Here is a 14,443-nt window from a genome sequence, read left to right on the forward strand (position 1 = left end):
ACCAAAGGAGTCGCCATGTCTGACGTTCGCTACCGCGAAGCCTATGAGGCCGCGGCCGCACAGATCCCCGCCGATGAGCCCCTCCCCTCCTTTGAGGAGATGATCGAATCGCTTCAGGCTTTGCTCGATGCCGATGGCCATGACGAAGGCGTCCGCCAGCTGCTCGCATTCGAGAATTTCGAGGCCTTCTTCACCTGGTTCGATACCGTCACAGCTTTCGACCAGATGGACAATGAGCAATCGGCCGAGGATCACAAGCCGCTCCTGCAGATCGCATTCGATGCATTGGTCGAGCAGTACCAGGCGGAAGCGGATCAAACGTACCAGCCCGATCCCGCGCCGGCCTACGGCCTCTGATTGCCACAAGGTGCCCCCATGAGCTTTTCCCAACCCTGGCTGTTGACCCCACTCCAATTCGCTGAGACGGCCCTGTTCCACGGCAGTTGCGAGCCCTGGCAAAACCCTGTGCCGCGCCCTGGCGGATACGACAAGGTGTTCTGGACAGCTGAACAGCCTCTCATCGCGCAGATCTACATCCCAAGCTGGTACTCCAGCATCGGCTTCAGCATCAGCAGCCACCAACTTGACTCTCCCGTTCCTCCTGACGAGCAGAGCTTCGCCTGGGACGTGGCGCAGCAGCTGGGCGCCACGGCGACGGTGCACAAGAAGGACCACATCGGCCGGGCCCAGAGTTGGAGCTCCGGCAAGAAGGTCACCTTTCAGGAGGTCCGTAGCTACCTTGAAGGGCTCGGCTACGTCGGTGACGGCTACGCCAACGAAAATTTTCGTGTGAAGACCTCATTCCAGCAGATGCCGGACGGCAGCAGGCGATATGTCGCGGTGCCCGCGGCGGCCACACCGTATGGGCGCCTGGTGATGATCCCCCGCCCAGATGAAGCGGCAGCCCACGACTTCAGCACCGGCGAAGACCCCGACCTGACCAATCCGCAATATCACCTGGTCGACGCATTCAAGGAGGCCTTCCAGGCCGACAAAGAGGCGGTTCGCATCCATGACTTCTGCCAGTCGCCCATCATGGGCAACGTCGGCCACACCTCGATCGGGTTCTCGGCAAGCACGATGAAGGCCCTGCATGAAGCAGGCGCTGTCCGGGTGATCCCGGCAAGGCATCGAGATTTTTCGTCGACTTGGCCGCGCACCGCTGAGCAGTACCTCACCGAGGATCTGCTCCAGTGGCACTTCAGCGAGACCGTCCGGGCTCTCGCCCTCGGCCATGAAGTACCTGCGGAGGTCATCTCCGCTCACCAGGAGCGCTTCGATCAGGCGATCGCCGGCCGTCCTGGCGATGCACCGATCATGGTGGCCACCACGCTGGATAGCCTCGCCCTGGGCGAGGTATCGGTGCCGGCGGAGACGCCGGATCCGGCGCGCGTCGAGGCGCTGACTTGGGGCCTGAAGGTCGGCAACCTGGAGCACGACTCCACGTTTGTGCTCGATGCCGCCGGCCGCTTGCACTGCACACAGGGGATCGAGTTACTTGAAGCCGTTCGCCAGAAGGGCTACTGCATCCCGGTGCTGACGCAGCTCGCAGATGAAGCGGGCCTGGTGGTGACGTGCGACGCGATCGCCGCAAGGCTTCTAGAGAACGAGCCTGCGCTCTATCTCGAAGCACCCTCCCCCTACTGATCAAGCAAGCCGGAGGCACCGAATGAGAAGAATTGGCGAGCAAAGTGCCGCTGTGCGCGAAGCAATGCGGAAATGGGCAACGGCGCTGACTGAAAACAAGGAAGAGTTCCCTTTGAGCCGGGAACAGACTGAGGCCCTGACCGGGCAGGAGCACTGCACCTGGGAGCACGCACTGCAGCAGATCAGCCATGCGCTGCTGAGCCACTACAAAGTGGTCGACGAGCCCTTCATGCTCGCTTCGCAGCAGAGAGACCCTGCTGATGGAGGTATTTCGTCCACCAGCTGCCACTGTTTCTACGCGACGGTCTCCTTCAGCAATCTGGGCATCATCGTCTACGACAACTGGGGCGAAGGGAACATGTGCGCCGAGATCCCAGAGAACGTCAGGGCGTTCCTTCCCTACCCTGACTGGCTGCTCCCCCACATGCCCGCACTTCATGCCGCGGTAGAGGAGAAAGCCGGCGTTCCCTGCGCGAACTACGATGAGCCCAAACCTGGCTACGCCTGGCCGGAGCCGACCGGCCAAAGTATCTGCCTTTCGCCTTCCCCCTAGCCCAAGCTGATCTCATCCCCGAAAGCCGGCTGATCGAGGCCGGCATCGAGCATCCGATCCATGACCTCCACCACCTCTGGTGTCAGCTCGACAAACAGATCCCGGATCGACCGGTAGATCTCGCACAGCCACTCGCTGAAGCGCTCGAAGACGCCCTGCAGGTCGTCATTCGGCGCGATACCCTCCCGCATGTAAGCCTCCCAACCGCGGGCGAACTGCTCGTGAGCCTGTTCAGGAATGGGTTCGTCATCACCAAGGGTTGTCACGCCGAGCCATCCCTTGACGGTCTGCCAGTCCCTTCGCAGCTGCGAATCAGCCGCGCGAGTACGCGCGGCCATATCGCGGAGGATCTCCAGATAGGCATGCGCTGATTCGTGGATGAAGGTGCTAGCGTCGGCATGCTCGAACAGCACAATCTGGAAGGACAGGTCTCGACCAAAGCGGATCTGACCTCGTTCGACACCTCCACCGGCCACCTGGTGGAGGATGTGCGGGTCGAAGCCGTTGAACTCGCCCGAGTTGCCGATCGCGCTTTTCACGTTGCCACTTGGCCGATGCATGACGACCCACCGCTGCCCGCCTTCGCGCGTCATCACCATGCCGTCATAGCCAGCGGCTGGCAGGTTGTCCCAGCCGATCGCCTTGAACAGCGTGTGCGCTTGTTCACCGGTGCGGATCTCAACCTGGGCATCGAAGTCCGTGAACCGGACGAGGAACTCATCACCATCCTTGTCCACCTCAGGCCTGGCCCGCTCCATGCCATCCCCCAGGCGCTGCCAGCTATCGCGGCAAGACTGGAAGAAGGCCTTCGCATCTTCCAGCTGCTCCTCAGTGAAGCGGCGTTCGCACCGCCCGACCGGGAAGCGGGCGCGATCGGCCGGCAGCAGCACCTCGTTGGCAAATGCGCTCAGACGAGCCACCTCCTCGGCCGGCAGCTCGGGCGCCGCCAGGTCCAGGAGTTCGCCGCGGATATAGACCGGAAATACCGCGCCGTCGGTGCCGTAGGCGCTGGCCTCGCCCGGGCTGGAAGTGAAGTAGCTGGCCACGCCGTATGCATCACCGGTCAGCTGAACGCCATCGACGCCACCCGGGATGAAGTGAGTCAGGGCATCGCCCGCCTGCGTGCCGTGATACAGCACCTGCAGGCTCCCATCGGCCGCGCGCAGCGCCGGGCGCTCCGTGCTCCAGCGCTGCAAGTTCATCTCGCGCAGCGCAGCCGCCGGCAGGGCTGCAGACTGTGACAGCACACGAACGCCATCTGGGGCCTGGTCGGCCGCCAGGCGCGGCCGGCGCCCGGGGATATCGACGGACTGCAAGTCACGCGCGATGTCTTCAGTCTGCTCTGGCGGGGTTACCTGCCGTGCGGCCGCATCGAGCCGCCGACGCGAAACCGTGTTGCGCGCCTCTACTTCTCCCGCCAGCCGCCGGTACTGCTCAACAGCGCTCAGCACCGGCCTGTCGCGCTCGATGCGGCTGCGCTGGTCTTCGAGATCCATGTACTCCCAGTATTGTTCGAAGGCCTGCAGCTGCTCACCCAGGGCGAAGTAGGCCTGCTGCTCGGCATCCGGCACCTGGTCCCAGTCCAGGGCACGCCCACGCGCCTCGTCGGTGCCGTAGGCGCCGATGATCGACGAAAAGGTTCGATGCTGCAGGCGTTTGAGTCTCCCGAATTCGGGGTCGGAATCCAGCAGCTCATGCAGGCGCTTGGTGATCGGCGCCGTCTGCGGCTCAACCAGGGAGATGTCCTTGAAATACTCGACCATCCCACCGGGGGCGAAGCCCTCTATGTGCTGGATGGCGTGCTGCAGCTCGTGGATGATCACATCCAGCTGGTGATCGGCCGTCGTACCGCTCACACGAACGTGCAGCGTGCGGCCGTCGAAGTAGCCCTGCGTCTCGTCGAACGGATCCGCGTCGAAGCCCCGGACCTCAAGCGCGGCCAACTCGGGATAGGCCGCAAACAGCGCTGGATGGAAGAGCACCTCATCCAAGCGCCGCGTTGCGCCGGCGGCCAGGCCGCGCATTGCACCTGGCGCGATCGCCAGCAACGGCTGCAGTCGATCTTGGAGCACGAGCACCGGTGCACGCGCCACCTCATAGGCCTGCTCAGCGGCTTCCGGCGACAACTCGCCCACACGCACCTGCGATCGCAGCTGATCGGCACGGGCGTTGAGCGCCGCCAGTGCGGCTTTCAGTTCGGCGGATGCCTGCTGCTGACGTTGTAGCACCTGGGGCCCCAGGCAGGCCTCGGAGTCGTCGAGTTCGAATCGCCAAGCGCGATCGACACCTCGATGCCAGCCTGTCTGCAGACGGATCTGCTCGGCCGGTACGCCCGAGGCCTCCGCCTCCTGCGCAAGTGAAAGCCGGGCAAGGTCAGCAGTGCGAGCTCGCGCGCCGGCGAACTGGGACAGCGCCCTGGCGCCCGGCTGAAAGTCGGTGGAGCGTTCGCTGACAATCTCGACCGGGTAGCGCGCGGCCCAGGCCTCAATGGTGGTCGGATTGTCGGGATTTTCGCGATTCCAGATAGCGACACTAGCGCGTACTAGCGACTGCCATATTAAGGCACTCGCGGCCGCATACTCCGCATCAAAAAACATCGCCAACAGGCTTTCAGATGCTTTTCGCCCGCCTATAAACGAGTCGTTCAATTCATCCAGTTTGCGCATGCGATAGCTCCATTAGGCAAGCAACAGAGTATCCATGACTTATGATGGGACTAAACGGTAGCGTACTAAGAGCGACATTTTGCACTGTTCTATCTTGGCATTGTAAATCTTGATTGATGCCAAATCATCAACGCTCGGAAGCACCCGCAGTCCCTTCGTAGAAAACGCTATAGCAACATGATCATCATGCTGCCTTACGGCAAATATGAATCCAGCTTCCGTTCGATAAATTTTATATCCTTTAACCCATAACCCTAAACATCTTTTGAACCGTGCTATCGTTTTATCTTCGGATACGCTCAATTGCTTAATTGATGCCTCCATTTTTCTACGCAAATTTTCGCAGACTTCAATCTCGTCTTCAGCAAGAATATCCGCTGCACGCACGCAACTTGCGAGAACATAGGATGCCTGGACAATTAATCTCACGCCGGCCATTGCGAAAACTTCGAGATCCATCCCGTGCTGACTATAAGCAATGCAAAATTTCTCAGAATCGTAATGGGCAGCCAGACAAGCATCAGAATAACCGGCTGCATACAACGACCCCAACCCACAGTTCTTGAAAAGCTTTCTTACTGAATCTGGATAGACATGCTTTTTTCTGCCAGACACTTTTTCGAGCTCTTTTCCCAAGCTATCGCAGATGCTATTTATTTCCAACCATCGGGGAGATAATTCAGGATACGCACTGGCTTGCAAACGAAACCTATTCACCATATGACTCATGGTCGCCATGCGTCGCTCTGTGATGGCTTCCTTATAATTGGTTTCCCCTATAATATTTTCGTCCAATCCGCCGCCAGATGCATAATATGCGCTCGCAGCTTTTTCTAGGCATGATCTCGCAAGAGTTGCGACAGAAGAAGAAAGACCAGCTTCATAGCACCGGACAGCCCCTTCCAACGCCTCTGCCGATGAGCTAATTAAATGCAAAACCGGCGTAGAAAATACGTTTGGCTCTGTATACCCTCCATCCATGTGGCACATTTCTCGCGAATATCTTATAAGCTCCCATATATACGGGAGTAGCCGATGATAAATAGCTTCATCGTTGCGGACTGCGAGCATATTTGGATAGAACTCTTCGAGCTCTTCGAAAAGAACCCTGCCATCAAGCGAGGCTTTCATTGAGCAGAGCCCTCAAAAAAATTTCGATTTTCCATGCTTAATCCCTTATCTCGCCTATTCGCTTGTCCATCCATACCCGCATTTCCTTTCTGACCTGCGCATCCCGATCACGCATCCTTACCGGCCGCAGGCTGTACGGCACATCCGGCCACACGGGGTTTGTCTGGATCCTCCGACCGCGAATCTGCCTCATCAGCCAGGCGTAGGCTCGGCCGGCATCGCTGGATTCAGGAATCGAGGCATTGCGGTTACCGCGCAGCTGAGCGCAGTAAAGGTGCGCGATAGCAGGCTTGTTCTTCCAGGGCTTGAGGCGGAATTCGGCGGTAGCGAGCGATCGCCCGTCCTTACGGAATGAAACGATACGGCTCCGGCCCGAGTAGCAGGCGTCGCTGTAGCCATCCACACAATGGCGCAGCGCACGCCCCTCCAGGAACAGCTCCTCGGGGAGGGTTAACTCGACGACTTCGACACCGGTCGCCTCGTGCACCAGGCCAGCAGGCAGCATCGCAGTCCATGCGCGATCACCTTTCGCCGCAGCCTCTTCGTCGGCCTTGGCCAGTTCGCGCACGAGCTGATCACGCGCCTCGTGCCACTGCGCGCTGAGATTCAGGAAGCGCCGAAGAGGCCAGGCCGGAATCGTGAACGTCTGGCGCCTTTCCGGATCGTAGAGCCACTGTTCGTCAGGGTCGTCATAGTCATACTGATCGTGCAGGCCGAGGTCGCGGAGGTCGTATACCCTCGACACCAGATCTTCCCACTGCGGCGAATTCCACTCGGGGCATCCCGCAAGGAAAGCCGGCCAGCGCTCTGCGTTAACTGGGCGCAGTAGCGCGCCAGGGAGGTAGCTATAGAGGCGATACCAAACAGCCCACTCCGCCTTACTCTTGGGACGCTTGTTGCCCAAGAGCGTCGCATGCAGCACTGGCGACAGCATGCAGTCCCAACCCTGACGCCCGATAAAGTTCAGGACAGCGCCAGTTTGGTGAAGCGCGAAGGAGCCCACCGCCTTGATTGACCGCTCCGGCCATTCGTAAAACTCTGCCAACAGCGCCTGGATCCGCTCGCCGCGGTCAACCAGTTCTCCAACACCCATCGAAAGCGGGGCCATGCCAAAGGGCGCAGTCACCGGCGCCCGGTCGTAGCATTTATCGCGATGCTCGCACCGCAGGATCAGGAAGGGCAGCAGAAGCGGATACGCGCGGACAGCCTGGATTCGCCGCTGGACATCTCCGGCGGCGATCCAGTTGTACAGCGTGAAACTCGGGCACCCGATGCTCCGCACAGTTCGAACGATCTCAGGGTCGAGCTCAGCAAGAAAGCGCTTGAGCGTCCCGGCACCCAAACGGGTGTAGAAAGCCGCACGCGGTCGCGAATAGCGACAATCACGACTCTTCTCGTCGTTCGGCCAGTAGTCGATATCGCCCGCGGCCTCGGCGTAAGCGAGCTTGCGGAAATCCTTGCTGAAGGTCGTCATGCTGTCAAAGACGGCCGCGCAGGGAATCTTCTTCGCGAAGACAGGCTTCAGCCTCCGGAGCAGTTGACCTACTAACTGTCCGGATGGAGACACCGTGGGAGCCTTCACCCGGGTATGAATAGGACCGCCCCAGCAGCCCAGGTCACCTTCGGTTGTGAACCTGGTCCCTGCCAGCCATCGCGCCTGAACAGTCACGCCATCGTAGAAAAAGAGAACTTCTCCCAGCCGGCACGCTGTGTAGCGCTGACCGCCAATATCCCCGGAGCAAACCCAAAAACGGTGCTCACGCACCCGGCGGACATAGCGCTCGATGAATTGCTCGCGCTTCCCGGGCTTGACATTGAAATGGTCAGCCCATGTGTTCGCCACCGCGACGACTGCATCATTCCCGGACGCCGCCGGAGAACTACCTGGGGCAACCAGTTCCGACACCGCTCCATCCAGCAGCATGCCTTACCTCCTACGCCGAAGCGCGCTCTGCATAAGGGGCGAAATCCTGTAGCAGCTCGAACAGACCGAGCCGCTCGCAGGCGTTCAGCTGGTCGTCCTCGACCAGAGGTCGATCGGGCGAAGCCAGCGACAGCCCAAACAGCCCGATCTCCATGCGCGGCAGCCCGTACTCTCGGGCCACGGCGTTGACCGCTTCGAATGGCTCAATGCCTTGATGAATGCACGCCAGCTGGGCGTCAGGGTTGGCCAGGTAGGTGCCGGCCAGTTGAGCGAGGTAGTGATGCCGCAGTAGCTCTGCAGCGACCTGGCTGAATTGTTCAGTGGTTTGGAATTGCATGCTGTCCTTCCTAAAGGCCGCACCTTTAGCAAATCGTCTTGATATGCACGCAATGCTATATTACTGAGACTCACAAATAAACACAGACCGGCAGCTTTGTGGCGCCGGCCTGTCATGCCAAGAGGTAGACCAATGGCTGTCTATGTCGACGATATGCGAGCCTCACTGAAAGTCGGCAACCGCACCTACGTCATGTGCCACATGATCGCCGACGCCGAGGACGAATTGCGCGCAATGGCGGCAGCCATTGGCGTGCAGCTGAGGTATCACCAGTACCAGGGCACCTACAAATCGCACTTCGACATCGCGCTGACCAAGCGCGCGCTTGCAGTGAAGCGCGGCGCCCTGGAAATCACCGCTCAACAGGTCGCGTCGATGGTACGGCGCCGACAGGTGACCGGCTCGCTGGGCAGCCCTGACGACGCCATTGAGTGGCGCCTCGAATACCGCTACGCGATCAAGGTCAGCGAGAAAGAAGAAAATGCAGCGAGTTGAATATGAGCGCTGGCGCCTTTCGCGTTATATTATTGAGACTCAACCCGAAAACATGGAGCTTCCCTTGAAAAAGTCCCTCTCTTCGCTTTGCGCCATCCTGTGCGCCTCGCTGGTCGTGGCTGCTGGTCCGGCCACTGCCACCGAACAACTCCCGCCGAGCATCAACCCCCACCTGAATTCGAAGTACCTGCTGCAGTACCGTGGCCTGCTGGTGGAGCTCAAGCATCACGTCGACGCAGAGCAGCTGGACATCAAGAACGGCACTCCGTTGCGCGAAGCCCCCACAGCGCTCGCCGGCGCCGACGGCTACACCATCATCGCCCAGCAAGCCCTGGACACCACTGACGGCGTTCCGGCGATGTACCAGGACATGGACACCAACGTCCGCACCGTGCCTGAGCAGATCCCCGGCGGTCTGCGCGGCCGGCAACAAGCCGAGACGACCGGCCAGCTGTTGCGCCTCACCCCAGAGTTGAAGGCAAGCAACACGGGCGATCGCTTTGCCACTTCGGTGCTCTTCCTCCACAACCTCAAAACCGCCGCAGGCAAGGTCGGCACCGTCCAGGTGTCCAGCAGCAAGGAACTGGCCGCCGGCGACTACACCGTTCGCGCCTGGGAGCATGAAGGCCAGCAGTTTGCACTGATCCTCCAACTCTCGGCCGTCGAACGCATCAAGCACGACTGACACCAGGAGCACGCCATGAGCGACCGACTACCCGATGATCTGCCAGGCGGCTGGGAACACGTCGCCGAGTTCGAGCCGCACCCGCTGGCCGTCGGCCAGGTCTGGCGCAAGATGGGCCCCATTGACGCGCTGCGCATCGAGCGCGTCATGCTCCCGGGCAATCCCCAGTACGACGGCGGCGCGCCGGGCATCTCCGTGCGCCGCACCGTTTACTCGCACCGCGTGAAGTGGAGCAAGGACACCGGGTTCTGGGGCGGCTCCCAAGAGATGCTCCACCGGCGTCTCCAAGAGGGTGGGTACACCCTCGCCCCCCAATCAACAAACCCAAACACCGAAGAGCAGGCACAAGCATGACCAAGGCAGCGATCCAGAAGCTCATGATCAACATCGGGATGGCCGCCGCCGCCGCCCTGCTGTTCACTCTCCTCTTCGGCACACTGAACAACGGCTACGGTGCCGTGCACGCTCTGCTGATGTCGGCCGTATTCGGTGTGGCCATCAGCTACATGCGCGGCCGTATCGATGCCGGCTACGAAAAGCGCATCAACGCAGACGCTACCCAGACCTGGGAAGTGCAACTCAACGGCGTGCCGGTCGGCCATATGCGAGACCAGGAGCTTGCATCCATCCAGCAACGCGCCTTTCAGGATCCGACTGTTGCGATCACTCAAGGAAAGAACCTACTGAAGGTCTCGCTCAACCTTCTCGCCGTGTTCCTCGTGGCGGTCCCCCTCACCTCCTTCTGGTTGATCGTCTCGACCATCTCCCAGGACTCTGCAGCGCTGCTCGCCGCGTTCAACGCGGCGGCGCCCAGCGAGGTTGCGGCGGCCACCATTCACAACCTGCAGATGTCCGGCCTGATTGTCTTCGCTGTCGTCTCGGTGCTGCCGCTCATCGGCATCCGCTTCGGCTATCAGGACGAATATCGCAACGCAGTCACCGAGCTGATCCGCACGAATTGCAAAACGGCCACGGTAGGTACTATTGAGCTGTTCCATTGCATACCGTCGGCGGATGCCGCCGCAGCGCCTCGCTGAAACGCCAAGGAACTTACACCGATGATTCGACAACCTCACCCAGAGCGCAGCGTTGCGAAACCTTTGCCGCTGGCCAGCACCGCCCAGGCTGATCGCCCCTATCTACTGAGTTTCCTCACGGAAGATCACGTCGAGCGCGAGGTAGAAATCGCAGCCGCGGACAACGACGCCGCGATCGCTCAGGCTTGCCAGCACATCGCCGGCGGCGAGGGCCTGCTCACAGGAATCTCGCTCACCGACCACGAAGGCACCGAGATCGAACCGCAATACGGCTGGCTCTGACCAATAACACCCCTCTTGACCAACAACAGGACTCCCAGATGATCCACCACCACCCGCGCCGCGCGATCGGCGCCCTGCTCTGTACTGCCCTGCTCCTCTCTGCATGCGGCGACGACAAGTCACCAGCACCGCAGGCCAAGGCTCAAGCGGCAGCGCCGGCGGCAACCAAGGTTGCCGAGCCGGCCGTCGCGGAGAACCCGCGCGAAGTGAATGCCGATTCGAAGTTCCGCCTGGGCGCCCCCGGGCCGGCGCCGAGCTTCGACCAGTACCTGGAGATCACCACCGGCAACCAGCTGGCCTTCATGTACAACAAGCAGGCCGAGCAGATGGACAGCATTGAGTTCATCGCCAAGTCGATCAACATCGAGCAGGCCGAACCCGACCTCCAGCCGCTGCTCAAGCAGCTGGAAGAGGCCGAGAACGCTGGTAACCCGTTCAACAAGAACGATGCACTGAATGGCATCAAGCCCTTCATCGAGCAGCAGATCCTCGCCGCGCCCGAGAACCGCTACGTGAAGATGTTTTTCACCGCGCAGGAAATGGAATTCCAGCCCTACGACTTCGAGCGCAAAGGCTTCGAGATCCAGAACCGCCTGTTCCGGCCGGAGCTGGAGAACGCCAAGCGCAAGGCGACCGTTGGCTGGGACGCCTACAGCAAAATGCCGCCGGAGAAGGCCTACATAACCTTCTCGGACAACCGGATCTACAGCCTCGGCTTTGAAAACGGGCCGACGGCCAACTTCCTGAAGGTCGAAGACGAAGCTACCGCCCGCCGCCTGCAAGACGCGTTCCTGGCCAACGACCATGGCATATGGCTCTACGGCCTGATCACCGCGACCCAGGACAACACCAACCCCGACAATCCGAATACTCCGCGCCGGGCGCTGCTGGTCGACCTGCAGGCCCTGGACGTGGTGGAAGGCGCCGAGCCGGCGCCGGCCAGCACCGCACTTTTCAGCGGCGAACTCTGACCACAGCCCTCCAGTGCAGGAAAACGCCGGCGTAAGCCGGCTTTTTTCTGGGTGGCTGTCCAAGTCCACGGCGCCGGCGGCCGGCGCCGAGAGCTTCAGTGGAGCTTCCCGACGAACGGCCAGGGCCGCGCCGCAGTAGACGGCGCCGCGCGGCGCCGGAACTGGCGCCGGCTACAAGATCTTTCGTCGCCATTGAACCGGCCGCCCAGGCCGCTATATTCGACGCATCACCGCATCCGAAAGGTCTATCATGTCCAAGCGCGCCGCATTCAAGCTGTTCAGCTGGCTCGGGCTGGCTTTCACAGCCGTTACCGTGATCACGCCCTATGTGCCCTCCGCAGCAGTGCACGAGGCCGCATTCTTCGCTCTGATTGGCCTCTATGTGCCCATTGCTGCTCTCGTGTGGCGCTATGCGCCGCCACAGGCCCACTGACGCAGTTCACGCCACATCACGCCAGATAACCGTACTTCACCTTGCGTCATGCTCAAATTTGAGCAATACTCGGTCTCAAGAATAACCCCCACGCCTCGGGCGGGACTCGTCCCGTACTGCGCACCAGGGGGTTAGTTTTTTCTACTGCCAGCAGGAAGCTTCGGCATGCCCCATGCCCCCACGCTTTACTCCAAGCCTGCGAAAACCCCTCACGCCCTGCTGCGTCACCTCCGAACGAAAGGCCTCAACACCCGCGGCCAACGCGACAAGGCCATCAAGGCCCTGGAATTCATCGGCTATTTCCGCCTGCTGATCTACATGCGCCCTCTTCAGGACGCTGCCAAGCAGTTTCACCCAGGCGTGCGATTCGACGACATCCTGGCCCTCTACGACTTCGACCGCCGCCTGCGACTCGTCTGCCTCGACGCGATCGACCGTATTGAGGTCGCCTTCCGCGCGGCGATCGCCAACACCCTGGCCAACGACCGCAGCTGCGGCCCGCACTTCTACCTCGACGCGATCCACTTCCAGGGGCTCGATGAGCACCGCGACTTTCTGAAGAACGTCCTCGGACTGAGGATCAAAAACGCGCCAATCCGGCACTACTACGACACCTACAACAGCCCGCCCTTTCCACCAATCTGGGCGGTGCTGGAGGCCATGAGCATCGGCCAGTTGTCCCGGCTACTGGCCGGCCTGCACCTGGATCATCGCAAGAGCATCGCCGCCTGCTTTGGCTACGACGAATCGGTCGTCTGCTCCTGGCTGAAGAGCCTGACGCTGCTGCGCAACCTGAGCGCCCACCACGGCCGGCTGTGGAACACCTCAATTACCTCGGACACGCCGGTCTTCGCGAAGGCGATCAAGCAGGAGTTTCCGGCTCACGCCGACCGGGGGCGCGTGTTTGCCCGGGCAGTAGCCGTGCAGGCCCTGCTGCGGGTCGTTGACCCGACGGCGGACTGGAAGGACAAGTTCAAGGGGCTAATGGCCACGTTGCCGACGGCAACACTGGCGAAGGCCGGGATGACCCCAGCCATTCTCGGGCTGGTCCCAGGCTGGGAGACCAGGCCCTTCTGGAACTAGCCGCGCAACCAGGCGCGGCTACCGGGGCTCACGCCACCTGCAGGTAATGCCAGGCCTTGTGGTACTTCTGAACGCGCCGCAGATCCTGTTCACTCAGCTCGACCAGGCGCAGCACGTTGAGGTTGTCCTCGATGTCGGCAAGCTTCACCTTCCGGGCGAACTCGTTCGTCCAGGGCGATCTCGATCAACGCCATGTCAGCCCCCTTCCCTTTGGCTGACCAGCTGGTCGACGTTGAGTTGGCTCCGAAAAGCCTCTTTCTGGGCCACGACAGGATCCAGCGACTCGCCAGCAGCTTCGCATTGTGCGATCGCCTGCTGGTGAGCTGTATCGATCTTGACCTTGAGTTCTGCGTGCTCAACCTCATCGACCATGCCAAGCAGGTAGAGCGTGCGGAGAATCCCGCGGCACTCACCGAAGTAGCGCCCGCGGAACTCGGTCGAATTCTGCCGAGCCAGATCCTTGATGGTGGAATACAACTCCCAGAGCATGTCTTCTTTCGTGAAGGGCTTCGTCGTGGCTTCAGTCATGCTGGACACCTATCTCATGAGCTTGATGTTGCATCCTGTTGCACTACAGCGTGCAACACCCTCAATCCCCGACGCGAAGCGGGCTCGTGCCCAGCGCCTCGCGCGCTTCATTCGTTGCGGCAATCTCCTTCGCTTCGATATCGTGCAACGCCTCGACAGCAGCTGCAGACAGTCCGCTGTCGGCCTGATGGGCCAGGGCAAGCAGAGCTGTTAGTCCACCGCGAGCCCGGTCGTAGTCCCGCTGATCTTCTTCCGTGTCAGCCCTATCCTTGAGCAGGAGGTAGAACCGCACCTCATCGGCCAGAAGGCCTTGAGCAGCGTTCACGATGGCGGCTTCCAGTTGAGTCATCATTGACCAGGCCCTTCTAAATCAGTTTGGTTGACTGAGGCGTCGGCAGGCGCGGACTCAGGCGCTGCGCGCCATACGATCCGGCCATCCTCAGCGAGAGCCAGCAGCTTCGCATACCCCTCAGCATTTCTCAGTGTCCACGCCTCACGGTCGCCACCATTCAGATTGATCAGGCAGCCGCTGTACTTCAGATAGCCACAGGCGAGAAGAGGGTCATTACCGGTAGCGGCGAGCGCCTTTTTGACAGACATCATGCCTTCCCCGGTGAACTCCCGGACGGCGTTGACCAATCCAAGCAGCTGCGCGTCTGCTGGCTTCATCT

General features: G+C 60.9%; 18 protein-coding genes. 11 read left to right on the top strand and 7 right to left on the bottom strand.

The genetic code is table 11. The features are described from left to right. Window positions 1–15: 15 nt before the first annotated feature. From IB232_RS21490 to IB232_RS21500, 3 genes are read left to right on the top strand one after another with little or no spacing between them, the layout of a single operon-like run. Window positions 16–357: a hypothetical protein gene (locus tag IB232_RS21490; protein ID WP_192400601.1), complete on the top strand. Its 342-nt coding sequence runs from the start codon at window positions 16–18 to the stop codon at window positions 355–357. Between the two features lie 18 nt (window positions 358–375). Next, on the top strand, window positions 376–1,647 hold the full coding sequence (locus tag IB232_RS21495) for a hypothetical protein (protein ID WP_192400602.1): 1,272 nt from the start codon (window positions 376–378) through the stop codon (window positions 1,645–1,647). A 22-nt stretch (window positions 1,648–1,669) separates the two neighbouring features. Then, window positions 1,670–2,200, top strand: coding sequence for a hypothetical protein (locus tag IB232_RS21500; protein WP_192400603.1), 531 nt, complete (start codon window positions 1,670–1,672; stop codon window positions 2,198–2,200). Here the strand turns inward: IB232_RS21500 and IB232_RS21505 are convergent. The 4 genes from IB232_RS21505 to IB232_RS21520 are packed head-to-tail and all read right to left on the bottom strand — an operon-like array spanning window position 2,197 to window position 8,258. After that, window positions 2,197–4,866, bottom strand: coding sequence for an LPD23 domain-containing protein (locus IB232_RS21505; RefSeq protein WP_192400604.1), 2,670 nt, complete (start codon window positions 4,864–4,866; stop codon window positions 2,197–2,199). The genes IB232_RS21500 and IB232_RS21505 overlap by 4 nt on opposite strands. 39 nt (window positions 4,867–4,905) lie before the next feature. Continuing rightward, window positions 4,906–5,997, bottom strand: a complete 1,092-nt coding sequence (locus IB232_RS21510; protein WP_192400605.1) for a DUF5677 domain-containing protein — start codon at window positions 5,995–5,997, stop codon at window positions 4,906–4,908. Window positions 5,998–6,034: 37 nt separating this feature from the next. Continuing rightward, the gene (locus IB232_RS21515; protein ID WP_192400606.1) at window positions 6,035–7,921 is read right to left on the bottom strand and encodes a PcfJ domain-containing protein; all 1,887 of its coding nucleotides are present in this window, start codon (window positions 7,919–7,921) and stop codon (window positions 6,035–6,037) included. A 10-nt stretch (window positions 7,922–7,931) separates the two neighbouring features. Next, a complete protein-coding gene (locus IB232_RS21520) occupies window positions 7,932–8,258 on the bottom strand; it encodes a hypothetical protein (protein ID WP_192400607.1) in 327 nt (108 codons plus the stop codon). A 132-nt stretch (window positions 8,259–8,390) separates the two neighbouring features. Here IB232_RS21520 and IB232_RS21525 point away from each other — a divergent pair, with 132 nt between their 5' ends. From IB232_RS21525 to IB232_RS21560, 8 genes are all read left to right on the top strand, one after another. Then, window positions 8,391–8,753: a DUF4031 domain-containing protein gene (locus IB232_RS21525; protein ID WP_192400608.1), complete on the top strand. Its 363-nt coding sequence runs from the start codon at window positions 8,391–8,393 to the stop codon at window positions 8,751–8,753. Window positions 8,754–8,817: 64 nt separating this feature from the next. Then, window positions 8,818–9,438 carry a hypothetical protein gene (locus IB232_RS21530; RefSeq protein ID WP_192400609.1) on the top strand — a complete coding sequence of 207 codons (621 nt, stop codon included), beginning with the start codon at window positions 8,818–8,820 and terminating at the stop codon, window positions 9,436–9,438. Between the two features lie 15 nt (window positions 9,439–9,453). Next, complete coding sequence (locus IB232_RS21535; RefSeq protein WP_192400610.1) at window positions 9,454–9,792, top strand: hypothetical protein; 339 nt, start codon at window positions 9,454–9,456, stop codon at window positions 9,790–9,792. Further along, on the top strand, window positions 9,789–10,475 hold the full coding sequence (locus IB232_RS21540) for a hypothetical protein (RefSeq protein WP_192400611.1): 687 nt from the start codon (window positions 9,789–9,791) through the stop codon (window positions 10,473–10,475). The genes IB232_RS21535 and IB232_RS21540 overlap by 4 nt, the downstream gene beginning before the upstream one ends. A gap of 21 nt (window positions 10,476–10,496) precedes the next feature. After that, window positions 10,497–10,757 (top strand): hypothetical protein, encoded by a 261-nt coding sequence (locus IB232_RS21545; protein WP_192400612.1) that lies wholly within the window; start codon window positions 10,497–10,499, stop codon window positions 10,755–10,757. Window positions 10,758–10,795: 38 nt separating this feature from the next. Next, the gene (locus tag IB232_RS21550) at window positions 10,796–11,728 is read left to right on the top strand and encodes a hypothetical protein (RefSeq protein WP_192400613.1); all 933 of its coding nucleotides are present in this window, start codon (window positions 10,796–10,798) and stop codon (window positions 11,726–11,728) included. A 250-nt stretch (window positions 11,729–11,978) separates the two neighbouring features. Beyond that, on the top strand, window positions 11,979–12,161 hold the full coding sequence (locus IB232_RS21555) for a hypothetical protein (protein ID WP_192400614.1): 183 nt from the start codon (window positions 11,979–11,981) through the stop codon (window positions 12,159–12,161). 165 nt (window positions 12,162–12,326) lie between these two features. Then, window positions 12,327–13,244, top strand: coding sequence for an Abi family protein (locus IB232_RS21560; RefSeq protein ID WP_192400615.1), 918 nt, complete (start codon window positions 12,327–12,329; stop codon window positions 13,242–13,244). 195 nt (window positions 13,245–13,439) lie between these two features. On the opposite strand, the gene IB232_RS21570 is transcribed toward IB232_RS21560, so the two are convergent. From IB232_RS21570 to IB232_RS21580, 3 genes are all read right to left on the bottom strand, one after another. Continuing rightward, complete coding sequence (locus tag IB232_RS21570; RefSeq protein WP_192400616.1) at window positions 13,440–13,772, bottom strand: hypothetical protein; 333 nt, start codon at window positions 13,770–13,772, stop codon at window positions 13,440–13,442. Between the two features lie 61 nt (window positions 13,773–13,833). Next, window positions 13,834–14,124 carry a hypothetical protein gene (locus IB232_RS21575; protein ID WP_192400617.1) on the bottom strand — a complete coding sequence of 97 codons (291 nt, stop codon included), beginning with the start codon at window positions 14,122–14,124 and terminating at the stop codon, window positions 13,834–13,836. Next, a complete protein-coding gene (locus IB232_RS21580) occupies window positions 14,121–14,441 on the bottom strand; it encodes a hypothetical protein (RefSeq protein WP_192400618.1) in 321 nt (106 codons plus the stop codon). Before IB232_RS21580 ends, IB232_RS21575 begins: the two co-directional genes overlap by 4 nt. Window positions 14,442–14,443 lie beyond the last annotated feature (2 nt).

This window comes from Pseudomonas sp. PDM15 (assembly GCF_014851565.1).
Lineage (GTDB): Bacteria > Pseudomonadota > Gammaproteobacteria > Pseudomonadales > Pseudomonadaceae > Aquipseudomonas.